This is a genomic window from Pseudomonas sp. St290, from assembly GCF_018325805.1.
Taxonomy (GTDB): domain Bacteria; phylum Pseudomonadota; class Gammaproteobacteria; order Pseudomonadales; family Pseudomonadaceae; genus Aquipseudomonas; species Aquipseudomonas bijieensis.
This window is the reverse complement of sequence record NZ_AP014703.1, coordinates 1,792,736-1,816,899: the sequence shown is the minus strand read 5'-3', so window position 1 is coordinate 1,816,899 and position 24,164 is coordinate 1,792,736. Positions and strand designations below refer to the sequence as shown.

The following is a 24,164-nucleotide window of genomic DNA, read 5'->3' as shown; positions in this document are numbered from 1 at the left end:
TCAACTGATGTCGAACAGCTTGTCGAAATTGGAGATCGCGAGGATTTTCTTGACGTCATTGCTGCTGTTGACGACACGGATATCCGACTGGTCGCCACCGGCATGATCGCGCAACAACAAAAGCATGCCCAAGGCGGAACTGTCGAGATAAGTGGCTTCTTTCAAATCCACCACGATGGAGTCAGGTTTCTGATTGAGCCGTTCATAGGACTCACGAAACTCCTGATGCCGTCCGAAATCGAATCGACCTTTGATCGAGATCGTCAGCTTGTGCCCATCGGGGGATACTTCGGTAACGACTGACATGATCGGCTTCCTTGTCATGGACATACGTGTACAAGGTGTAGCATCTGGTAAAGGTCTGAGCAAGGTTTTGTCAGAATCTGCCGACAAAATCCCGGTTTCGCATCAATAGGGATTCTGCCGCGGCAGGCGCTGGGACAACTCATCGAGCAGTTTCTGTTCGCGCTTGTCTTCCAGTTGCCGTGCCTCATCGATATAGCGCTGCACCAGCTTGCGCAACCCTTCGACCCGGGCAAACGCCTCTTGCCAGCTCTGGCGAGCCTTCTCTAGGTTGTTCTGGTGCCAGACCAGGCTCTGGCGCTGCTGGTCGATAGCGGTACCCAACTGCGCAAGAAAGCCTTGGTAGCCCAACAACCACTGCCCGGAAACCCCGTGGGCACCACGGGCGATCCACTGTTCCTGATATTCGAGTCGAAAGTTTTCGAGGTCTGCCAGCTTGCTTTCGGCGACTTTGACCTGGCCCTGGAAATACGCCAGTCGCTGGACGGCGGTCTTCTCGGCCTTTTCCGCCATGTCCACCACGGGGGCCAGGCGGGCCGCACGACTCGTGGCCATGGTCGGTTAAGTGCCTGAGATCGGGGCGAAAAGGGTCTGCAAGTGCGCCTCACTGGCGCCCATGCCGATGTTGTCGTTCAGGCTCTGGCGCAGGTAGACGGCCATCGACGGGTGCAGGTTGATCGCGGTGTCGGTCTCGCGGTCGCCGCCAGGCACATAGGCGCCGACGCTGATCAAGTCACGGCTTTGCTGGTAGCGCGACCAATACTGCTTGAACTGCTGGGCCCGCTTCATGTGTTCGGCACTGATGACCGACGGCATGACCCGGCTGATGGAAGCCTCGATATCGATGGCCGGGTAATGCCCTTCTTCGGCCAGGCGCCTGGACAGCACGATGTGGCCGTCGAGTACGCCCCGGGCCGAGTCAGCGATAGGGTCTTGCTGGTCATCGCCTTCGGACAGCACGGTATAGAACGCGGTGATCGAACCACCGCCCTTTTCCGCATTGCCGGCACGTTCCACCAGTTTCGGCAGCTTGGCGAATACCGAAGGCGGATAGCCCTTGGTGGCTGGCGGTTCGCCGATGGCCAGGGCGATTTCCCGCTGGGCCTGGGCGAAACGGGTCAGCGAATCCATCAGCAACAGGACGTTCTTGCCCTTGTCACGGAAATACTCGGCGATACGTGTGCAATACATGGCCGCTCGCAAGCGCATCAACGGCGCATCATCCGCTGGCGAAGCCACCACCACCGAACGCTTGAGCCCTTCCTCGCCAAGGATGTGCTCGATGAATTCCTTCACCTCACGACCCCGTTCGCCGATCAGCCCCACCACGATGATGTCGGCTTCGGTGAAACGGGTCATCATGCCCAGCAGCACGCTCTTGCCCACCCCGGTACCGGCGAACAGGCCCAGGCGCTGGCCGCGTCCGACCGTCAATAAGCCGTTGATGCAGCGGATACCCACGTCCAGCGGTACGCTGATGGGGTCGCGCTTGAGCGGGTTGATCGTCGGGCCGTCCATCGGCACCCAGTCTTCAGCCTTCATACCGCCCTTGCCGTCCAAGGCCCGTCCGGCTCCGTCCAGCACGCGCCCGAGCATGCTCATGCCCATGGGCAGGCGACCGTTGTCGGCCAAGGGCACCACGCGCGCGCCGGGGGCGATGCCGGCGACACTGCCCACCGGCATCAAGAAGACCTTGCTGCCAGAGAAGCCCATGACTTCGGCTTCGACTTGCACCGGGTGATAACTGTCGTCGTTGATCACCATGCAGCGGCTGCCCATGGCGGCACGCAGGCCTTCGGCTTCGAGGGTCAGGCCGACCATGCGCAGCAGACGCCCTTCCAGGATCGGTTGACCGGCCAGTTCGCTGGCCTCGGCGTAGCTGCCCAGGCGCTTGCCGAAGCTGGTTCGCTCAAGGCGCATCGCGGCTGTCCGGTGCAGAGGCGTCAAATTCAGGTACATCCAACCCGGCATCGGTCGGCGCGGCATCCGCACTGACCGGAGGTTCGTCCGGCAACTCCAGGCTCAGGTCGGCAGCGGCCGGGTGCAAGGCCTGTTCGTGCAACTGGTCGAACAATTTGGCCATGATCTGGCTGATGCGAGTTTCAACGGTTGCGTCGATGCGACTGTGTTCGGTTTCCACACGGCAACCGCCCGGCAGCAGCGCCGCGTCCTCGACGATGCGCCAGGTTTCTTCATGGCGTTCGCGCAGGGCCTTGACCAGCTCGAAGTCCTGGGGATTGATGTACAACCGCACGTTACCCACGCCCAACGGCAACAACTTGAGCGCTTCACGCATGACATGTTCGATCTGGCTCGAATCGATAGCCAGTTCGCGCTGGATCACTTGTTTGGCGATGTGTTGCACCAGCCCCACCAGGGATTTCTCGATCTGGGTGTCCTGCTCGGCGATGGGGTCGAACAGGTTGAGCATCAGCGATTCCAGCGCGCGAAGCTTGGCCGTCAGCGCCACGTCGGCTTCCTGGCGGACCTTGAGCGTGGTGCTGTGGAAGCCTTCCTTTTCGCCCACGGCAAAGCCTTCGTTGTAGGCTTCCTGGCGAATGCTCTCGACTTCCTCGAGGGTCAGTGGCTGGACTTCCTCCAGCGGCACTTCCTCCATTTCCGGCAGCTCTTCCTCCGGCTCAGGCTCAGGCTCGGGCACGTGGGGATCGAAGCTGGGCAGCGACCAGACGTCGAAACCACCGACGTCCCGGGCGCGGATCAGGTCGCTGGGTGCTTCATCACTCTTGGCAGACATAACGACCTTAGATCATCTCTTCGCCGCCCTTGCCACCGAGAACGATCTCCCCGGCTTCGGCCATGCGGCGGGCGATGGTGAGGATTTCCTTCTGTGCGGTTTCCACGTCGCTGACGCGCACCGGGCCCTTGGCCTCGAGATCGTCGCGCAACAGTTCGGCCGCCCGTTTGGACATGTTCTTGAAGATCTTTTCCTTGACGCCTTCGTCCGAGCCCTTGAGGGCCAGTACCAGCACGTCGGACGACACTTCGCGCAACAGGGCCTGGATGCCACGATCGTCGACATCGGACAGGTTGTTGAACACGAACATGAGGTCTTCGATCTGACCGGACAGGTCTTCGTCGAACTCGCGGATCGAGTCCATCAACTGACCTTCGATCGAACTGTCGAGGAAGTTCATGATGTCCGCCGCACGCTTGATACCACCCAAGGTGGTGCGCGAGGCATTGGAGTTGCCCGAGAACTGCTTCTCGAGAATCTGGTTCAATTCTTTCAGGGCCGCCGGCTGCACGGTGTTGAGCGAAGACACCCGCAGGATGATGTCCAGGCGCACCTTGTGGTCGAAGTTGCCCAGGACTTCACCGGCCTGGTCCGGGTCGAGGTAAGCCACCACGATCGCCTGGATCTGCGGGTGCTCGTAACGGATCACGTCGGCAACCGCCCGCGGTTCCATCCACTTGAGGCTGTCCAGGCCGCTGGTATTGCCACCCAGCAGGATCCGGTCGATGAGGCCGTTGGCCTTGTCCTCGCCCAGTGCCTGGGTGAGCATCTTGCGCACGTAGTCGTCGGAACCGACGCCGAGGCTGGTCTGATCGCCGACGATGTCGACGAACTCGCTCATCACCTGCTCGACCTGCTCGCGGTGCACGTTGCCCATCTGGGCCATTGCCACGCCCACGCGCTGGACCTCCTTGGGCCCCATGTGGCGCAGCACTTGGGCAGCGTCGGTAGAACCCAGGGACAGCAGCAGGATCGCGGCTTTGTCGACCCGGGACAATTTGGCAACAGCGGCTCGATTATCACTCATCTGCGTTAATCCACTCTTTCACGACCTGGGCCACACGACCCGGGTCTTCTGCCACCAGACTCTTGATGGCGTTCAACTGAGCGTCATAGCCTTCGCTCGGGCTTGGCAGCAGGATGCTCTGCGGCCCGCCGAGGCTGACGCGATCGTTGGCCAATTCGCCATCCAGGCCGCCCATGCCTCCCAGCTCGACATCACCGAAACCTGCCAACTGCTTGTTCTTGCCGCCACCGGTGATGTTGTTGAGCACCGGACGCAGCACGCCAAACACCAGTACCAGGATGAACAGCACACCCAATACTTGCTTGACCACATCCCAGAACCAGGGTTGCGAATAAAACGGAATATCGGCGACCACTTCACCGCGCTCGAGGGAGAACGGTACGTTGATCACGCTGACGCTGTCGCCGCGGCTGGCGTCAAAACCGACGGCGTCCTGCACCAGGCGAGTGAAACGCGCCAATTCGTCGGCGCTCCACGGCGCACGACTGGTTTCGCCATTGGCCGGGTTGACCTTGACCTGATCGTCCACCACCACGGCGACCGACAGGCGATTCAAACGACCCTGTTGTTGCTTGGTGTGACTGATGGAACGGTCGAGTTCGAAGTTCTTGGTCGACTGCTGACGCTTGTCGGCCGGGTACGGCGCCAACATCGGCTGACCGGTGGCCGGGTCCATGATCTGCTGGCCATTGGCATCGATCAGCGGCTGGCCTGGCTGCACCATGCCAGCGGCCGCGGTGGCGCCCCCGGTGGTCTGCGGCGCGCTGGCCGGCGACGGCGGCTGGTTGCTCAGGGCTCCCGGTACGCCTTGCGGGCCATTGCTGGCGGTGCGTTGTTCATTGACCGACTGCTCGCTGCGCAACGCCGGCTGGTCCGGGTTGAACTGCTCGGAGGTCGACTCGACGGCACTGAAGTCGACATCGGCCGACACTTCGGCCTTATAGCGATCATTGCCCAGAATCGGTTGCAGGATGTTGTGCACCCGCTGGGTCAGCATGCCTTCCATGCGACGGCTGTAATCGAATTGCTTGCCGGCCATGGTCAGTTCGGAGTTCTCCGCCTGATCGGACAGCAGGTTGCCTTTCTGGTCGACCACGGTGATCTGCGACTTGCTCAGCTCAGGTACGCTGGTCGCCACCAGATTGACGATGGCAACGACCTGGCCTGGCTCCAGGGAGCGGCCCGAATACAGCTCGACCAGTACCGAAGCGCTGGGCTTGCGCTCATCGCGCACGAACACCGAGCTTTTCGGAATCGCCAGGTGCACGCGGGCACCCTTGACATTGTTCAGGCTGGAAATGGTCCGCGCCAGCTCACCTTCCAGGCCGCGACGATAACGGGTCGCTTCCATGAATTGGCTGGTGCCCAGGCCCTGGTCCTTGTCGAGGATCTCGAAACCGATGTTGCCATCGGTAGGCGTCACGCCGGCCGCGGCGAGCTTGAGGCGCGCACGGGCGACGTCATCGGCCTTGACCAGCAAGGCGCCGGAATTAGGTTCGACGGTATAAGGAATGTCGGCGGAAGCCAGGGTTTCCATGACTTGCTTGGCGTCCATGCCCGCCAGGCTGCCGTACAGCGGACGGTAGTCCGGCTGCTGGGACCACAGTACCACGGCAAAACCAATCGCCACGCTGGCAGCCAGGCCGACCAACAGGCCTACCTGACGCAGCATGGTCATCTCGGAGAGATTTTCCAGGAAGGACAGACCGAACAGCGGCGGTTTGCCGTCTACCGGAGTGGCCTTGGCTGGAACGTTATCAACGGCTGCTTCTGCCATGACTCAATAATTTCCTTAGACCGGCATCTGCATGATGTCTTGGTAGGCTTGAACCAGTTTGTTGCGAACCTGGGTCAACGCCTGAAACGAGACACTGGCTTTCTGCGAGGAGATCATTACATCCGTCAGGTCGACGCCACTTTTGCCAATCTCGAAAGCACTGGCCAACTGATTCGATGCCTGCTGGGTATCGTTCACTTTATTGACGGCCTGACCGAGCAAGTCGGAAAAGCTGCTGCCACCCACCTGGGGGACCGCGACCGATTTAGGCTGGGCCATGGCGTCCATCTGCATGGCCCGCATGTCCAACATCAACCGATTAAATTCAATACCTTGGCTCATGGTCTACTCTCTCTGGCGGCCCGCATTTTTTTGACACTTACTCAGCGGGTATTCAGGTATTAGCAACAAGGGTGCCAGCTCCATGGCCGCAAAAAACAAATGCGTGTGGGAGCGGGCTTGCTCGCGAAAGCGGTGGTTCAGTCAATGCAACGGTGACTGGTAAATCGCTTTCGCGAGCAAGCCCGCTCCCACAAGGGGTATTCGGTGCACATCACTCAACTGGCGAACAGATAGGCCTCGACATCCATTCCGGCGTCGCGCATCTGCGCCAACTTGTAGCGCAGGGTGCGCGGGCTGATGCCCAGGCGTTCGGCCGCCTCCTTGCGACGACCGCGCTCGGCGCGCAGGGTGTCGATGATCATCTGGAACTCGCGACGACGCAGGTCATCGCCCAAGGCGCCGGCCGACTCACCCTCGACTTCCAGCGGGGGCGCGAAGGCCGCCGTTGGTACCGGCGACAATGCAGGCAATGGTGCACAAGCGACCGGACCGGCCAGGCAGAAGTCCTCCGGCTGGATCAAGCCGCCCTGCTGCAGGATCAAGGCCCGCTGAATGGCGTTATCGAGCTCTCGGACATTGCCCGGCCATGGGTAGGCAACCAGGCAGGCCCGAGCCTCGGCCGAAAGCCGGGCCGCCGCATGCTTCATTTTATTGACGTGCTTGTTCAGCAGACGCTCGGCCAGCGGCAGGATATCGGCGGTGCGCTCGCGCAGCGGACGCCAAGCCAGCGGGAAGACCGACAGACGGTAATAGAGGTCTTCACGGAAACGCCCCGCCGCCACTTCGCCGGCCAGGTCGCGGTTGGTGGTTGCCACCACGCGAATATCCAGGCTGATGGGTTTGCGCGCACCGACCCGCTCCACTTCCCGCTCCTGCAATACGCGCAACAGCTTGGCCTGCAGGCCCAACGGCATTTCGGAAATCTCATCGAGCAGAATCGTGCCGCCGTCAGCCTGCTCGAACTTGCCAGCCTGGGCCGCAATGGCCCCCGTGAACGAGCCCTTTTCGTGGCCAAACAGCGTCGCCTCGAGCATGTTGTCAGGGATTGCCGCGCAATTGATGGCAATGAACGGTTCGTTGGCGCGCCGGGACTGTTGATGAATGTAGCGCGCCAGCACTTCCTTGCCCGTACCGGACTCGCCGGAAATCAACACAGTTGAATCGCTGCGGGCCACCCGCGCGGCCAACTCCAGCAATTGCGCACTGGCCGGTTCGATGGCCACCGGACCTTCACCCTCGACCGCGAGACTACCCAAGGCATGGCGCGCGACCAGATCCAGCAGTGCTTTGGGCTCGAACGGCTTGACCAGGTAATCCGCGGCACCTTGACGCATGGCATCCACCGCTCGCTCGACGGCGCCGTGGGCGGTCATCAGCAAGACCGGCAGTTGCGGCTGACGGGCGCGCAACAGGCCGAGCAATTGATGGCCATCCATGCCCGGCATGTTGACGTCACTGACCACCAGGCCGAACGCTTCGCGGCCCACGGCAAGCAGCGCCTCTTCCGCCGAACCGACGGCGGCGTAGTCGTGGCCAGCCAAGACCAGCGTATCGGCCAGCGCCTCACGCAGCGCCCGGTCATCCTCAACCAGCAACACCTTGATCGCCATTGCTTTCACTCCACCCCTGGCGCATTGGAAAACAACGGCAAGCACACCGTCGCACAAGTGCCACGCCCCAGCCGCGAGCGCAGTTGCAATTCTCCCTGATGGGCACGGGCCACAGCCTTGACCACGGTCAGGCCCAAGCCGGTGCCGGTGGTCTTGGTGGTAAAGAATGGCTCACCCAGGCGTGCCAGCACGGCCGGCTCGATACCACTGCCGCTGTCGCTGACACACAGGCGCAAGATGTTGTCGCGGGTATACAAGTGCACTTTCAGCCGGACGTCGCCGCCGCTGGCCTGGATCGCGTTTTCGATGAGATTCAACACCGCACCCACCAACGTGTCGCGGTTACACAACACTTCGCCGACATGGCTGTCGCACTGCCAGCGAATCGGCAGATCCTGCACATGAGTCAACGCCGCGGCCTGCAACGATTGCAGCAAGGACTTGGGGGTGACACGGTCGGTCAACGGCAGCTCGCCGCGAGCGAAGACCAGCATGTCGCGCACCTGGTGCTCCAGCTCATGCAGGCGCTCTTTCAAGCGTCCGGCAAAGCGTTGCTGGGTTTCCATCGGCAATTGCTGTTCAGTCAGGTGACTGGCATAGAGCAGCGCGGCGGAAAGCGGCGTACGAATCTGGTGGGCCAACGAGGCCACCATCCGCCCCAGGGAAGACAGACGCTCATGGCGAGCCAACTGGTCTTGCAGGTGACGGGTTTCAGTCAAGTCATTGAGCAGCACCAACTGCCCAGGCTCGGCATCCAGCGAGCGCGTCGAGATGGACAGGCGCCGACCGTCCTTGAGGGACACTTCATGGCCGTCGTCTTCACGGGGCGCAAAGCAACGGGCGATGACATGCCGCCACAGCTCCCCCTCCAACGGCAGGCCGAGCAATTCGCAAGCCGCCGGGTTGGCTTCGCGCACACGGCCGTGGGCATCGATGACGATCACGCCACCGGGCAACAGGTCGAGGAGATTTTGCAGGCGATTGGCCAAGCGTTCCTTTTCCGCCAGCTCCTGCATGCGCTGGGCGCTGACCACGGCCAATTCACCCTTGAGCTCGGTGACCCGGGCTTCGAGCAGGCTGTAGGAATCAGTCAGTTGGCTGGACATCTGGTTGAACAGCGAAAATGCCTGCTCAAGTCCAAGCCGGCTTGCCTGCTCGGCGGACGGCCTGTGTTCCAGCTCGGGGACAGGAGACATCTGGGCGACTTGGGTCATCGGGCTCTCTCGCTTGGCTGACCGTCAGTTAAACGGAACGTTGCGAGGGCTATAGCAATACCCGTGCCGAAAAAAAACCGCCTGAAAATCAGGCGGTTGGAAAACAGGCGTCAATCATCCGCCTGTTCATCTCCTTCGCGACGGCTCATGCCGTACTTGCGCATCTTCTCCACCAGGGTGGTACGACGGATGCGCAGGCGTTCTGCGGCGCGGGCCACGATACCGTTGGCATCGTCCAGCGCCTGCTGGATCAACCCTTGTTCCAGGCCTCCCAGGTAATCCTTGAGATCCAGGCCTTCGGGCGGCAGCAAGGCATTGGCAGTGAAATCCGGCGTGTGGCCGTTGATTGCCACCCGCTCCTCCAGATCGCTGCGCAGGCTATCGACCATTTGCTCGTCTTCGTCGTCGACGTAGCGGAATTTCTTCGGTAGCTCGTTCACGCCGATCACCCCGTACGGGTGCATGATCGCCATGCGCTCCACCAGGTTGGCCAGCTCACGGACGTTGCCCGGCCAGCCATGGCGGCACAGGGACATGATCGCCGCCGAATTGAAGCGGATCGAACCGCGCTTTTCGTGCTCCATGCGCGAGATCAGCTCGTTCATCAGCAACGGGATGTCTTCGACCCGCTCACGCAGCGGCGCCATTTCGATCGGGAAAACGTTGAGGCGGTAATAGAGGTCTTCGCGGAAACTGCCGACCTCGATCATGCTCTCGAGATTCTTGTGCGTGGCGGCAATGATTCGTACATCGACGCTCTGGGTCTTGTTGCTGCCCACGCGTTCGAAGGTGCGCTCCTGCAGCACTCGCAGCAGCTTGACCTGCATCGGCAACGGCATGTCGCCGATTTCGTCGAGAAACAGCGTACCGCCGTTGGCCAGTTCGAAACGCCCGGCGCGGCTGGTGATCGCGCCGGTGAAGGCACCCTTCTCATGACCAAACAGCTCGCTCTCCAGCAACTCGGCCGGGATCGCGCCGCAGTTGACCGGCACGAACGGCGCTTCGCGGCGCTTGGAGTGGTAATGCAGGTTGCGCGCGACCACTTCCTTGCCGGTGCCCGACTCGCCCAGGATCAGCACGCTGGCGTCGGTATCGGCGACCTGCTGCATCATCTGGCGCACATGCTGGATCGCCCGGCTGGTGCCGACAAGGCTGCGGAACAGGTTGGGTTCGCGATGCCGGCCGCGCTCGCGGGCCTGATCGTACATCTCGCGATAAACCTGCGCGCGATGCAGCGAATCGAGCAGCTTGCTGTAGCTGGGCGGCATTTCGAGCGTGGAAAGTACCCGTCGGCGCTGGTCTTCAGGCAAGTCAAGGGAAGAATTTTCGCCCATTAACAAAACCGGAAGGAACTCATCCCAGGTTGAGAGTGTCTTTAGCAAGCCCAAAAGCGTTGCGGGAGCATTCACGGTCCCGATAAGGACACAAATGACTTCACGACTGGACGACAAAGAGCCGACGGCCTGCTGCCAGTCATGGCTTCCGCAGGGTAAATTTTCTTCGCCAAGAAAATTTAAGATCACCGCCAAGTCGCGGCGGCGGACGCTATCGTCATCGATCAGGAGAATTTTGGTTTCACGCCACATGCAATAGCAACTTCCCTAGTCAACCCAATGCCCGAAATTAGGGGGCAAGCTAGACGCTTGCAGACTTGTCATGCCTGTAGACGCCTTAAATCTGTAAACAGCTACTAGTTAAGTCAAAAAACCGTGCACAGTCAAATTTATGGCGCAACGGGCTCGGATTAACTGAGCATTAACCGAACAGATGGTAAACCTTTGCCGCGTTCTGTGCTTGATGGATCTGTTGCATCTCGTCGACGATCGCCTGACGCTCCCCCGTCGCCGCCTCCAGCAATTGCCGATATACCCCCAGCAACTCCTCAAGATTTGTTCGCAAGGCTGCCTCATCCACCTGAGGCTCGCCCAGGACGTCTTCCATGCAGGAACGGCAAGCCAGGTCCAACTGACCGATGGCTTCCCAGTTACGCTCGGCCAGGGCATCAACCAGGGCGTCACGGGTTTGTTCGATTCGCTGCAGGACAAGACTCATGAGAGCACTCCTTAGAATTGCGGACCAGGCGCGGCAATGGCATCCCAGCCTTCCTTGACCGTGCGAAGCAGATCGGTGACTTCGTCGAGGATCTTCGGATCGGCCTTGACGTTGGCTTCGGCCAGACGTTTCATCATGTAAGCGTAAAGAGTATCCAACTCAGCGACCGACTCGGCCTGGTTTTCCAGGTCCAGGCCTTCACGCAAACCACCGACGATGCCGATGGCCTTGCTGATCAGAATGCCTCTGTTTGCAATATCCTTGCGCTCCATCGCGCCCTTGGCCTGGGCAATACGATCCAGCCCGCCTTCCATGAGCATCTGCACCAGACGATGGGGACTTGCTTCGGAGGTTTGCGCCTGGGCGCCAATCTTCTGGTATTGGCGAAGGGCTAACATCGGATTCATGTTCTACCTCATCAAAAAACTTCGGTTCGTATAAACAGCGTATCGACGCTGCGTCAAAAAACTTTAGGTCGAAAAGCCGAAAGCCCGGAACGTTGTCAAAACGTTGCCGGGCTTTTTGCATCGGTCGAAAATCAGCTGTTTTTCTGTTGTGCCGTCAATGCTTCGAACATCGAGGTGATGTTGCTGGCGGTGGCCTTCAGCTTGCCGACCAGGGTATCCATGTCATTGTACTTCTTGGTCAGTGTGGCGGTCAGGGTCACAACCCGGCGATCCAGAGCCTCCTGATCGTTCTTCAGGCGGGTCTGGGTCTTGGTCAGCGTGCTAGTGCGCTGATCCAGGATGCCGCCGGTCTGGCTATAGGGTTCGATCGCCTTGCCCATGCGCTCCAGCAGGCCATTGGTGCCCGTGAACAACGTTTGGACTTCACCGCTGAGCTTTTTATCGTTCATCGCTGCGGTGAATTTGACGGTATCGAAGTTCAACGCACCCGTCTTCTGATCAGTGGTAATACCCAACTGGGCCAACGACGTCAGCTTGTCGCCAGCGCCGGTTTCAGACAAGGGCGTTCGAATCGCCGCCAGCAGCGAGCGAGGCAACGCGTCACCGGTCAATTTTGCCGACACCGTCAGCTTCCCATCATCGTCGAGCGACGGCTTGGTCAGTGCGGTGATGCTATTGGCGATCGCGTTATAGGCATCGACAAATTTCTGGATCGAGGCTTTCAGGCCATCGTTGTTTGGCGCGACGGTGACGGTTGAGCTGGCGCTCGGCCCGCCACTGAGCAAATTCAAGGTCAACCCAGAAATCGCCGTGCTGACCGTATTGCTCTTGCTGGTCAGCGCCATGCCATCGACGGAGAACTTGGCATCCTGGGCCAGGGCACCGATGGCACCCGCCGAAGTGGCCGTCAGAGCAGCTCCACCAGCACCCACGACGTTCGTCCCATCGATCTCTAGCCCGGCAATGCCGCTCACCGAGATGTCGGAACCAGCGCCGGTCGTGCTTGAACCCAGTACCAGGCGCGAACCGAAAGAGTCGGTGATGATGTTGGCACTGAAACCCGCAGCCTTGAGCGACGTGTCGGCATTGATCGCGTCACGAACCGATTGCAGGGTGGCACCGGCCCCCACATTGAGGTTGTAGTTGACACCGTTCTGCGCGATGGTCAGCGTGCCGCTCGGGATGGCACTGCTAGCGCCACCGGCGAAGGCCGCCGAGGTGACCTTGGAAGCCGTCGCGATATTCTCGACCTTGATTGCATAGGTACCGCCCACCGCAGAGTTGCTGGCGGTTGCCGTCAAAACAGTTGGGGTCGAGGAAGTCGCAGCAAAACCCGAGAATTGCGGGGTCGTTGTGCTGGACAAGTCCTTCATCGCGGTATTGAAAGCCGCCAACAGCGACTTCAGGGTTCCCACCCCGGAGATGCTGTTGGTAGTCGTCGTCGTCGCTCGGGTGATCTGACCTTGCTTGGCGGCCTTGTCGGAATCGACCAGCGCCTTGACGATCGCGGTGGTGTCAAGGCCAGAGCCTAGACCCAAGCCAGGTAGAATTGGACTTGCCATGTGGGACTCCCTTCAGTGTGTCGCCGGCCTTTTGACCTTTACAACGCCCAAAAGAACATAACAACAAAATTCGTGCCGGTTGTCAGGCTTCGGCGCTGAACAACAAGCTGTTTGCATCATTCAAACTGTTGGCCAGCTTCAGAACTTCTTCGTTCGGGATCTGGCGAATCACTTCGCCGGAACCACTGGCAATCACTTTGACCACTACTTTGCCTGAAGGCTCATCAATAGAGAACTCCAGGTTGCGCTTTACCGACTGGACGAACTTCTCGATTTCCTGAACGGCCTTCTTCAGTTTGTCCTGCTCGGCGGCAGCGTCTTTGGGAGTTTCCTTCACCGGAGCCACGATAGCAGCGTCGGCTTGAGGCTTCTCCACCGGCTTGTCGACCACCGTGGGAGCTGGCTTCGCCGCTGGATAAGACAAGTTCAGCTTCACGCTCATATCCATGTCCATCACCTCTTGAACGGAAAAAGCGAGAGAGCACGCAAGCGCACTCCCCCGCTAAAACTCATCCAGCTATTACTGAAGCAGCTTCAGTACAGCGGACGGCAGTTGGTTGGCCTGGGCCAGAACCGAGGTAGACGCTTGCTGCAGAGTCTGCTGCTTGGTCAGTTGTGCAGTTTCAGCAGCGAAGTCGGTATCTTGTACGCGACCCAGTGCAGCACTGGCGTTTTCGTTGATGTTCTGCAGGTTGGAGATGGTGCTGTTCAGACGGTTCTGAGCAGCACCGAGGTCGGCACGAGCACTGTTGATAGTGTCGATCGCGCTGGTGATTGCATCCATGGCGGCCGAGAAGTTGGTTTCCGAAGTAGCGCTGTCGGAACCAACGATGGTGATTGCCGAGTCAACACCCAGGGTAGCAGCGTCGAAGCTGGCGCTCAGGGTCAGGGTGATCTGGTTGTCAGAACCGTTGTTGGAACCGACCTGGAAGGTCATGGTGCTGGCGGTACCGTCAAGCAGGTTCTTGCCGTTCAGGTTGGTGCTGTTGGCGATACGGGTCAGTTCGTCGCTCATCTGCGAGAACTCTTTGTTCAGAGCGATACGGTCATCTGCGCTGTTGCTATCGTTACGAGCCTGGATGGCCAGTTCACGCATACGCTGCAGAATGTTGGTCTGCTCCTGCATCGCGCCTTCAGCGGTCTGCGCCATGGAGATACCGTCGTTGGCGTTCTTGATCGCCATGTTCTGACCGCGGATTTGCGAGGTCATGCGGGTAGCGATCTGCAGGCCGGCGGCGTCGTCTTTGGCGCTGTTGATTTTCAGGCCGGAAGACAGGCGGGTCATCGAAGTGGACAGAGCATCGGAAGCCTTGTTCAGGTTCTTCTGAACGTTCAACGATGTGACGTTAGTGTTTACTGTTAAAGCCATGACGAATTCCTCGTTGGTTGGGTACTGCGGCTTCCGGCCCTGGCAACCGCCGGGTGTGGCCTAGAGAACCTTCGTAATAGTTATCGTCGGGTTAGGCACTTGCTTGAGGGCTTTTTTCAAAAAATTTGCTAGCAGACTGCCACCCCTTGCGAAACAAGGGTTTAGCCGCGGGCAAAGGCCCGAAAAATGGCGTCAAGAAACCGCGAAACAAAGTCACGGGCAAAAAAAAAGCGCCACAGGCCAGCCTGAAGCGCTATTGGGAAAAACGTAATTCGGTCAATCGCGATAAAGAATCGCCGAGCCCCACGACAGGCCCACACCGAAACCGCTGATTGCCACGCGTTTCCAGTCAGCATCCAGAACGTGCTTTTCCAGCAGCAGCGGAATGCTCGACGACACGGTATTGCCGGTCTCGACCATGTCCTTGATGAACTTCTCAGGCTCACCCTCGAAACGCCGCGCCACGGCATCGACAATCGCCGCGCTGCCCTGGTGGATGCAGAACGCATCGATATCACTGGCTTGCAGTGACGACTCGTCCAGCAATTCGTGCAAATGAGCGGGCACTTTCAACAAGGCAAAGTTGAAGACCTGGCGACCGTTCATGAAAAACACCCCGTCGCTGACCTTAAGGTGTGGCGCGCCGGAACCATCGGTGCCGAACTTGGCCTTGCCCAACTGCCAGGCCGCGTCGTCGGCCATCCAGGTGGCCGTGGCGGCGTCACCGAACAACATGGTGGTGTTGCGGTCTTCAGGATCGACGATCTTCGAATACGGGTCGGCGGTGACCAGCAGCCCGTTCTTCAGCCCTGCGGCCTCCATGAAGCCTTTCAGGGCATAGATGCCGTATACGTAGCCCGAGCAGCCCAGCGATATATCGAACGCCGCCACATGGGTCGGCAGCCCGAGTTTGTCCTGCACGATGGCGGCAGTATGCGGCAACCCCTCTTCATCACCGTTCTGGGTGACAACGATCAACGCGTCGATAGATTCGCGCGAAAGCTGCGGGTTGTTGGCGAACAATGCATTCACCGCCTCGACACACAGGTCCGAGGTCTCCTGGTCAGCGTCTTTGCGCGGCAGGAACGCCGAACCAATCTTGCCAAGGATGAATTCTTCATCCTTCTCGAATTTGGCACCCTGAGCGTAGTTATCCACACCAGCGGTCGGCACATAACTCGCTATGCTTTTTATGCCAATCATCATGGCTTCCCGATCATGTACTGCGACTAGGTTCACCCCCAAAAGCTCAGGGGCGCTTCAAAATAGTTGATTTTCCAAGGGGCGGACGCCTTGTCCAGCAAACGAACAGGCCTCCACTCCGGGGAATACAATACAGTGAAGATGCACTTTATGACCTATGCGTCACGCCGTTTTGTTCTGGAAAGGCATTTTTTCATGACAAACGAAGCCATGTCATTTCCCGCGACGGTATTGGACACTGGACAGGAATCTTGAGGATGGCGGTGCAATTGGGCAAGAACGCCGGCAGTCTTACCTGCCGGCGTCAATGGAACGCCTTGCAAGGCGGAGTTATGCCAGCAATTCGGTCCAGGGTACGTTGCGCACCGGCCCCAGGGTAAAACCAGCACCTTGCAACGCCAGGTTCCCATTGTAGAAACGATCCTGGGCGAGTGCCTCGAACCACTTCTCACGCAGCGCCGCACGCGCCTGCGGCGTACTCGCCAGCACGCCGGACTGGATTACCTGCACGTGTGGCGTCCATACCGTCAGGTACCCGGCCTGGCCGACTCGGAGGCACAGGTCCACGTCACCCAAGGCCGCGTCGAACAAATCGCTGTCTATGCCGTCAGCAGCATTGAACAACTGCTTGGAAATCATCAAGCAGGCAAAAGACACCGCCGAGCAATTCTGCTCGACGACCAACCGGTTCATGTAGCCTCTGGCGGTCTTCGGCTCGCCGATGAAAGCCGAGCCAACGACGTCATTCAAGCCCAGGATCAGGCCGGCCTGGGTGATACGGCCATCGCGTTCGGTCAGCTTGGCACCGACCACGCCCACTTCCGGACGCAAGGCCTGATTGAGCAACGATTCGATCCAGTTGACGTTGAGCACTTCGCTGTCCGCCGCCAGGGTAACCAGATACTCGCCCTTGGCTTCCTGGCTGGCAGCGTTGATCAAGGACCCGGTTGCCATGTCCGGCTCGATATCCAACAAGCGAACGCGACTGGCCTGGTGCCCCTGCCCCTGAAGCCAGGTGCGCAGCACGGCGCTGTCTGCCGCAACGGCGCCGAGCAATACCTCGTAGCGCTGATAGCGGGTGCGCTGCAGCACGCTGAGCAGGCAACGCTGTAGCGTCGGCAGATCGCCAACGCCATGGACGATGATCGACACCAGGGGGCGCTCGGCAAAGCGGTAGTCGATTTTGTGCGTGCCCGGCACGACCGCACTCACGTCAGCCTGATAACCCCGAACCGCCAGATGACGCAGCAATGTCTTGCGCTCATCGGCGTTATCTTCCACCGCAGGCGCCTGGCAAATCAGCAGGGGCTCATCCAGATGGGCAAGCCCCTCCAGGCCGTCCTGCTCGATCAAACGCAACAGCAGGTCGAACTCCATCGCGTTCCTGAACTCGCGCGAATAACCGCCGAGCCTTACCAATGTCTCGCGGCGTACCAGCCAATGACGGGCCATCAAGGCCGGGGCGCTTTGCAACAAGTCAAGGTTGAACCCTGGCCGGAAGACATCGGCCAGCGTCCCGTCAGGCTGGCGCTGGAACTCATCCATTGCCACAGCCTGGCACTGTGGAGCGGCCAGCAATTCCACACCCGCGCGGAACAGGCCGGTCGGCGTCAATTCGTCACCGACCTCAGCCAATACCATCCAATCGCAATCGCTGTGGCTGACCACCTGATTGATCTTGTCGACGTAATTGCTTTCGTTGACCTTGACGAAATGCAGGACGTTCTGTGGCGTCGTCTCGGCGGGCAGGTCGCCGGTGGTAAACACGATGATCTTGAACGCCCGGCAATAGCCATTAATGATGCTGTCGAAAGTGGCCTGCATCTTGAAGACGTCGGCGTCCAGGTCCAGGATCAAAATGCCAAACGTGGGGCCACCGTTGCGAGCGGCCAGGTATTTAGACACTTTCTGGGCTTCACTGGCGCTCGGCTCACGCGCCTCGAGCCAGTGCAGCAATTGTCCGGAGCGCGTAGCGTCGAACAACCTTGCGGTATTTTCAAACGCCGCTGCCTTGAGCCGTGGCTCCCAGGCCTGGAGCATTTGCACGTAGCGCGTGTCACCCTTGGCCTGCATGACCTCGAGCAGTTGCTTCACCAGATCCTGGTTGAAGGCATAGCTCAGGAAAGCCCTCGCCAGTTGTTCATCAAGCGGCTCGGCGCTGGTGTTGCGCTGGGGGCGAGACAGCTCTTTCTGCTTGAGCATGACTGCTTCCAGCTCCTTCAACTGCACCAGCCCGCTTGGCGCCGCATGAAGCAGGAATTCCAGAGTGGCGAGCACGTCAAAAAAAGCCTGGTTATAGAAAGGCATTTCAACGTATTGCGTTGGTTCGAAACGACGAACCGGTTCGCCACGTCGCGAATCCCAGGTCGACTCAAGCAGTTTTTGGGTCTGCGGCACCGAACGCTCATCCAGCTTTTTGATGATGGCCCTGGCGTACTCTCGCGCAGGATCCGTACCAAAGGCACTGGCCAACGCCGTGGCAAAACGCTCCTGTTCAGCGACCGCACGCAAGTCCGGAGAGCCGGGCGCCGTAGCGACCAGGCTCGGCGGCTTCGCCACGCGACTGCGTTCATGCAGGCCATAAGGAATGGCCAGCAAACGGACGTTTGCATCTGCCACCAGCCCATAGCAATGGCCGGCCTCCTGCAACCGCGAATCAAAACCGGCGGGCAGCGAAGCGCAACTGCGTCGCAAGGCTTCAGTACGCGTGAGTGCACTCACCAACCATGGGCAATCCTCGGCAAACACGGCCAGCCGGGCATCGGCCGATCCTCCGCAGTAGTCTTCAGCCCCTTTGCGATCGAGCAAGTAATAGTCGATACGGTCGGCATGGGCTTCGAACGCCAGGCTATAGCCTTGACAGGCACTGTATTCGGAGTGCGAGTCCAGGAAACTCAGCGCTTGTTCGAGTGCCTGGGGCAGCAGGAAACTCTCGACATCGGCAATCGCCAGGTAAGGCGTGGCGACTCGCTCGACAGCCTGGCGAACCTTGTCACCGAAACCACTCGCCTCAGGCACGTGCAGATACTGCACAGCGGGGAATGCTGCCTCGATATCAGCGTCGATCCGGCTCGATGAGTCGATAACCAATACGGCGAACGAACTCTCGCTGTAGTAGCGCAACGCCCGCCGCAGGGCAGTCGACTGGTCGTGGGCGAGCAGCACCAGGGTGAACCGTTCATTCAACGGCGCAGTCGATCCTGTTGAGACATTGCTTAGCATATTGATTCCTTAACGAGTGGATGGCCGTATCAGCGACACCGGGAGTTCGAGGTCGAACTCATCAATCCGGCAACCAACCATTGGCCCAGTACTGCAAGTTATCGCCGCGCAATACAAAGTCGCGCAGCACCACTTCACGTAATTCATCGCCCATCCGATAACTGGCAATCGGATCCGCCAGGTGCATACGGATGGCCTCCAGCCATTCTTCGGTGCTGTTGGTAAGGACCCGGGTGCAAGGCAGGTGCCCCCGGTAAGCCTCGGTATCCGAACAAATGACCGGATAGCCGCACGCACCGTATTCCAACAGGCGAAGGTTGCTTTTGCAGTCGTTGAAAATATGGAATTCCAGCGGCGCCAGGGCCAGGTCGAGATTCAGGCTGGCCAGCTTCGCCGGATAAGCCGCCAGGCTCACGCCAGGATGAAACTCATGGACATAGGGCTTGAGCAGATCCGGGCACATGCCGAAGAACACCCATTCGACTTCGTCAGCCAGTTCGCGCACGACATCAGCAATGAGCTCCAGGTCGCCACGGTGGCTGGTGCCGCCGCCCCAACCGATACGCGGTTTGCTTGAGGTGGCACGCTGGCTTCTGAGCTGGTGCCACAGGCCGGCAGCCAGCATGTTCGGCACCACTCGGATGTCGTGGTGCATGCTGGACAAGACGTCCGCCAGCGGATGGGTGGACACCACGACCCGATCACACAGGCCGATCCCTTGGCGCAGCAAGTCCTCAAGGTTGTCCGGCATATTGCGGCGGTGTTCGTTTTTTTCCGGGACCCTGGCGATGTAGTCATCCAATTCGTAGATGCGCATGGCGTTGGAGTAAGTCTTGACTTGAGTGATGTCCTTGAACTTACCCACGTTATAGCGACCCTGAAGGATGATCACATCCGGTGACTGGCGCTCGATGTCGATGATCGAGGGTGTATCGTAGGCAACACGCCCCACGATTCGCCCAGCCGCTTCCAGTTCGAATAACGGTTGGCTGACCCGGTAGTGCCCCACCGCCGAGGTATTGACCGCCATACCCAGGATCGAAGGTACGTTGCGGGTAATCAACGGATTCCATCCGGTGCGTGGCCCGGGCTCGAGACTGAAGCTTTTCCCGGTCAGGGTCAGGTTACGGTTGTAGGCCGGATCGTTGGCGATCCTGGGCAACCAGCGCTGATAGAACGCCTCTTGTTCGTGCTCCAACCGCTGCTTCCACGAAGAATCACGACTCGTTTCCACGCCGGATGCCAGCACGACATCACTGTAAGGTGTGGTGACGAGCAGGTAACCGTTTTTTCCGACCTGCTGGCATAACTCCAGAGAGTTGATGCGCTGCGTGGTGATCGACTCATCGAACCCACCGGCCTCCTCCAGGACTTGCTTGCGTATCAACAGACAGTGGTCGCCGACGGCGCTCCAGTTCTGCACCGTCTGCAAGCGTTGCATATAGCCGCCAGACGTTACCGATTCGTTGACGAAAGCCCTGCCCGCCAACCCACCCAGTCCCATGATCATGCCGGAGTCAATGACCCGGCCCTGTTGGTTGAGTGTGCGAGGTCCAACGATACCGACCTCGGGACGTTGTCCATGATTGAGCAGTTCTTCCAGCCAGGTGGCTTCCAGCACGATGCAATTGGGGTTGAGCAACAACAGGTATTCGCCGCGGGCCTGTTGCGCGGCGAAATTGCGAATCACGGCTTCGCTGCCGCTTGCCGGGTGCAGGAATATTCGCAATTTTTCACTGCCCAGCTCGGCCATGGCCCGCAGCCAATGCTGCAGCTCGGCGTTTTCACTGGCGTTATCGACAATGATGATTTCGTAGTGCGGATACGCGGTCGTGCTGATCAGGCTGTTGACGCAACGCTCCAGCGCGCCCAGGTCATCCTTGACGCTGATGACGATCGACACCAGGGGGCGCTCGGCGAACAGGTATTCGATGCGCGGGACCAACGCCAGGATCGGCCCCGGATGAAGCCGGTGCGGCACGCCGATACGCTGTAGATGAGCGCCGATCAGCCCGGCGTTTTGCTCGATGACTTGCGGCAACGACAGCCACTGGGCAAACGAAAACGTCGACTCGACCTGGACTTCCGGAATGTGACCGATGACCTGCGGCCCATCCGTCTCCACCAGTCGCCAGATCAAGTCATGGGGCGCCAGTTCGCCCAGGCTCGGATCGAACCCACCGGAGGCCAGGAATCGGGCACGCTCGAAAGCCAGTGTCCGACCGACATAGGGATAACCGCGCATCAGGTCGAGATTGAAGTCTGGCTTGAAGATCGGCTCCACCGACTTGTCATCCACCAGCGCACCTTCATCGCTGTAGAGACAGGCAACGGCCGGCGAGCTGACAATCCGATCGGCCATTATCAGGAGCGCGGACTCGGTCAAGCGATCGCCGGCACGCAGCAGGTAGAACCAGTCGGCGCCGTCCAGTTGAGGCAACAGCCCGTTGAGCTGTTGTGCCCAGTCCGCTTGCAGGCCAAGGCGCAGGACATGGTTGTCCACAGCCTGGCGACCGTTGGACAGTAGCAGCACCGATTCGCAGGCATAGGCCTGGGCAGCGATACTCTGCAGGGTAATACTCAACGCATAAGGATCGTCCTGCGCGTCGATGATGATAGGGATGATCATCGGACGATAGGCCCAGCGGGAGATCTGCCGGGACAAGACTTGCTTGCGCAATGGACTGAAACGTCGACACGTCAACCACTGGGCATAGAGGTCCGCGTAGCTTTCGATGTCAGTGCCGACTTGCGAGCCGATGACGCCCTGCCGAGTCGCAATGACCGAGTAGACGTTGATTTCTTCCCACTCCGATGCCCCTGGCTCCTTGGGCTGCCCCAGCGTCTGGTAGCGCACCCAGCCACTGGCGGGCGCCGGCTCGCCACTGCGCTGGGCCAGCATTTCCTTGAGCCATGTCAGCTCCACCGTAGCCGCATCAAGCATCTTGGCCTGACGCGCCAAGCGCTCCGGATGCAACCGTTGGCCACTTCCCTCGGCGTAGAGCTGGACCAGATTACCCCGGCGCAACAGGCAGATGAACAAGGCAAAATCGAGCACTGCCTCGAAGCCTTCACCCGGCCGCGCCAAAGCCGGCAGCAAGGCCTCGACATCGGTGCGGCGCATCAATGCGCCACTCAAACCGCCGAGAATATTCCGGGTGGTCTTTTCAAAATACGCCAGCATGTCAGTGCCGTTGAACAGCGCATCGAACTGCGTGATGCCCGTGTTTTCCACGCGGATCGGCAAGGCGTAATTGTCGGCATCGATCAAGTGATGCTTGTTGACCACCAACGATACTTGCGCATGCTCCTGCAGGATGGCCGCCTGCTGACTGACGCAGAACGCCAGCAACTGATCGTCATCACACAGGAACTTGATGTACTCGCCCCGCGACTCTTCAAGGCAGCGCAACAGGTTCTGCTGGAACCCCAGCCGAGTCGGGTTGCACAGGTAACGCACCGCCACATTGGCGCCAACGCTCAGTTCCTGGACGATCTGCTCGATTTCATCGCTGCGGCAATCGTCGCAGATGACAATCTCCAGGTTCTCGTAGGTCTGCTCGAGCGCGCTTTGCAAAGCGAGACGGAAAAAGCGTGGATTGAACGCGGGGATGGCAATACTGACAAGAGGAGCTGATTTCACACGCATGGCTCTCAACCGGCGGGCGTCAACTCAGGCGAGAGCAGGACGTCCTGAATCGTATAAAGGAACGGGTCAGGGACCGCTTATAGCGTCACGGTCCCTGCCCTGGATCAGATTTTGTTGAACAATCCCAATTGAGTGATTTTGCTGAACGCCAACTGTGACGCCTGCAGCATAGTCTGCTGCAAGGTCAGGCGCGTCATCACTTCGGCCGGATCGGAATCACGAATCGCCGACTGGGTCTGCGAGTTGGCAAGGACGAAGCTCTGATTGGTATCGCTCTGGGTATCGAGCGACTGGCCACGACCACCAACCGAACTCAATGCACTGGTCAACTGGTCAGTACCGCTGGCCAGGTTACCTATAGCCGAAGCCAATGACGCATTCAGTTTCTGGATGGCGATGTTGTCGCCATCTGCCGGCGTGTTCAAAGCAGTCCGCAACTGGTTCACGGTGTCCAGGATGTTCTGCGTCTCGTGGGTATTGACCGAAATGCTGAACTGGTCGTTGGCGGCCGGAGCACCGTTGAGCGTGAAACTCACGCCGGATGCGGTGGCAACGTTGCCCGCCAGGGTGCCGCTGGACACCGGCTTGCTGTCCGCGTTCAAGGGCGCTGCGTACAGGTCGAAATCCGTGGCACTGGTGAACTTCAGCACCGCCGCCCCCGTCGGGAAACTGGCGTGGTAGGCCACCGGGTCAGTGATCTGGCTACCGGTGATCTGAGTCGCGGTGGCGTTGCCCGGGCTGCGGGCCGGAGTGAACGTATCGGGCTTGGCGGCCAGGGTGAAGGTATGGCCGGGCAGTATCGTGCCGGCAACGTCGCCCGCATGAAGGTTGACGTTCAAGGTCAGGTCGACGCCGCGAAAGCTCACGGTCTGCCCGACCTGGTTATTAGGCTCGATGACACCGCCCTTGCTGGCTTCGGCGGTCACATCGTTGCCGCCCGAATCAGTGATTTTCAACTGGGTGCCGCTGACAAATTCCACCGTGTACGGCTCGCCACTGCGGAACTGGCTGTTGTAGGTCACGCTGGACGACACTTGGCCGTTGGTCAACACAACACGCCCATCGTCCACCGCCGGCGCGGTCATGGTGACTTGGCTACGACTGGTGTTGACGGCTTGCTGGAACGCTTCCCAGCCGGTGCTGTTGGTGGCCATCGTCATGGTGTCGCCGATCGGCAGGTCAAGGGTGACCTGGTCGCCGTTGTAGCTGTAGGTGCCATCACCGTTGCGGGTGAACGGTACGACATCGCCCTTGGAACCGGCAAAGATATATTTGCCGTTTTCATCCTTGGTGTTCATCAGGCTCAGCAACTGATCTTCGATCGAGCCCAATTCCGAAGCGACCGCTTTACGGTCCGCGTCGGTGTAAGCGGCGTTACCGGCACTCACAGCCAATTCCTTGGCGCGCTGCAGCACGTTGCCGATGCTGGTCATGACCGCTTCGGTCGTGCCCAGGGTCGCCTTGATGGTGGTGACGTTGGCTTCATATTGGGACAGCATCGAAGCCTGGTTGCCCAGTTGCAGCAGGCGCGAAGCCCCCACCGGATCATCAGCGGCGGTGTTCACCCGCACCAGGCTGCTGGCCTCTTCGCTGGTCTTGACCACCTTGGAGAAGTTTTTCTGGTAGTTCGCAGCCGAAGATTCGTAAAACTGCGAGGTAGAAATGCGCATGG

19 protein-coding genes are annotated in these 24,164 nt (G+C 59.7%); all 19 read right to left on the bottom strand.

Annotated features, from left to right (window positions below):
• Window positions 1–306 (bottom strand): STAS domain-containing protein, encoded by a 306-nt coding sequence (locus tag PBDP_RS07945; protein WP_014337164.1) that lies wholly within the window; start codon window positions 304–306, stop codon window positions 1–3.
• A 102-nt stretch (window positions 307–408) separates the two neighbouring features.
• Window positions 409–858 carry a flagellar export protein FliJ gene (fliJ, locus tag PBDP_RS07940; protein WP_003199091.1) on the bottom strand — a complete coding sequence of 150 codons (450 nt, stop codon included), beginning with the start codon at window positions 856–858 and terminating at the stop codon, window positions 409–411.
• Window positions 859–864: 6 nt separating this feature from the next.
• Entirely contained in the window at window positions 865–2,223 is a 1,359-nt protein-coding gene (gene fliI / locus PBDP_RS07935; protein WP_109751349.1) for a flagellar protein export ATPase FliI, read from the bottom strand.
• The gene (fliH, locus tag PBDP_RS07930; protein WP_176688406.1) at window positions 2,213–3,058 is read right to left on the bottom strand and encodes a flagellar assembly protein FliH; all 846 of its coding nucleotides are present in this window, start codon (window positions 3,056–3,058) and stop codon (window positions 2,213–2,215) included. The genes fliI and fliH overlap by 11 nt, the downstream gene beginning before the upstream one ends.
• A 7-nt stretch (window positions 3,059–3,065) precedes the next feature.
• The gene (fliG, locus tag PBDP_RS07925) at window positions 3,066–4,085 is read right to left on the bottom strand and encodes a flagellar motor switch protein FliG (RefSeq protein WP_003199086.1); all 1,020 of its coding nucleotides are present in this window, start codon (window positions 4,083–4,085) and stop codon (window positions 3,066–3,068) included.
• Complete coding sequence (gene fliF, locus PBDP_RS07920; protein WP_109751347.1) at window positions 4,078–5,862, bottom strand: flagellar basal-body MS-ring/collar protein FliF; 1,785 nt, start codon at window positions 5,860–5,862, stop codon at window positions 4,078–4,080. The genes fliG and fliF overlap by 8 nt, the downstream gene beginning before the upstream one ends.
• Window positions 5,863–5,877: 15 nt before the next feature.
• Window positions 5,878–6,204, bottom strand: a complete 327-nt coding sequence (gene fliE / locus PBDP_RS07915; RefSeq protein ID WP_109751346.1) for a flagellar hook-basal body complex protein FliE — start codon at window positions 6,202–6,204, stop codon at window positions 5,878–5,880.
• Window positions 6,205–6,419: 215 nt separating this feature from the next.
• On the bottom strand, window positions 6,420–7,814 hold the full coding sequence (fleR, locus tag PBDP_RS07910; protein WP_109751345.1) for a sigma-54-dependent response regulator transcription factor FleR: 1,395 nt from the start codon (window positions 7,812–7,814) through the stop codon (window positions 6,420–6,422).
• Between the two features lie 5 nt (window positions 7,815–7,819).
• Window positions 7,820–9,028, bottom strand: coding sequence for a sensor histidine kinase (locus PBDP_RS07905; RefSeq protein ID WP_109751344.1), 1,209 nt, complete (start codon window positions 9,026–9,028; stop codon window positions 7,820–7,822).
• Window positions 9,029–9,138: 110 nt separating this feature from the next.
• Window positions 9,139–10,614, bottom strand: a complete 1,476-nt coding sequence (locus PBDP_RS07900; RefSeq protein ID WP_003199076.1) for a sigma-54 dependent transcriptional regulator — start codon at window positions 10,612–10,614, stop codon at window positions 9,139–9,141.
• Window positions 10,615–10,783: 169 nt separating this feature from the next.
• Window positions 10,784–11,080 (bottom strand): flagellar protein FliT, encoded by a 297-nt coding sequence (fliT, locus tag PBDP_RS07895; protein WP_109751343.1) that lies wholly within the window; start codon window positions 11,078–11,080, stop codon window positions 10,784–10,786.
• Window positions 11,081–11,091: 11 nt separating this feature from the next.
• Complete coding sequence (fliS, locus tag PBDP_RS07890; RefSeq protein WP_212802060.1) at window positions 11,092–11,487, bottom strand: flagellar export chaperone FliS; 396 nt, start codon at window positions 11,485–11,487, stop codon at window positions 11,092–11,094.
• A 131-nt stretch (window positions 11,488–11,618) separates the two neighbouring features.
• Complete coding sequence (gene fliD / locus PBDP_RS07885) at window positions 11,619–13,049, bottom strand: flagellar filament capping protein FliD (protein ID WP_109751341.1); 1,431 nt, start codon at window positions 13,047–13,049, stop codon at window positions 11,619–11,621.
• A gap of 82 nt (window positions 13,050–13,131) precedes the next feature.
• Window positions 13,132–13,497 carry a flagellar protein FlaG gene (locus PBDP_RS07880; protein ID WP_109751340.1) on the bottom strand — a complete coding sequence of 122 codons (366 nt, stop codon included), beginning with the start codon at window positions 13,495–13,497 and terminating at the stop codon, window positions 13,132–13,134.
• A gap of 72 nt (window positions 13,498–13,569) precedes the next feature.
• Entirely contained in the window at window positions 13,570–14,418 is an 849-nt protein-coding gene (locus PBDP_RS07875) for a flagellin domain-containing protein (protein WP_109751339.1), read from the bottom strand.
• Window positions 14,419–14,694: 276 nt separating this feature from the next.
• Entirely contained in the window at window positions 14,695–15,621 is a 927-nt protein-coding gene (locus tag PBDP_RS07870; RefSeq protein ID WP_212802481.1) for a ketoacyl-ACP synthase III, read from the bottom strand.
• A 330-nt stretch (window positions 15,622–15,951) separates the two neighbouring features.
• On the bottom strand, window positions 15,952–18,843 hold the full coding sequence (locus tag PBDP_RS07865) for a glycosyltransferase family 2 protein (RefSeq protein WP_212802059.1): 2,892 nt from the start codon (window positions 18,841–18,843) through the stop codon (window positions 15,952–15,954).
• Between the two features lie 61 nt (window positions 18,844–18,904).
• Window positions 18,905–22,486 (bottom strand): glycosyltransferase, encoded by a 3,582-nt coding sequence (locus PBDP_RS07860; protein ID WP_163858887.1) that lies wholly within the window; start codon window positions 22,484–22,486, stop codon window positions 18,905–18,907.
• A 110-nt stretch (window positions 22,487–22,596) separates the two neighbouring features.
• Complete coding sequence (locus tag PBDP_RS07855; protein ID WP_109751337.1) at window positions 22,597–24,162, bottom strand: flagellar hook-associated protein 3; 1,566 nt, start codon at window positions 24,160–24,162, stop codon at window positions 22,597–22,599.
• Window positions 24,163–24,164: the final 2 nt, after the last annotated feature.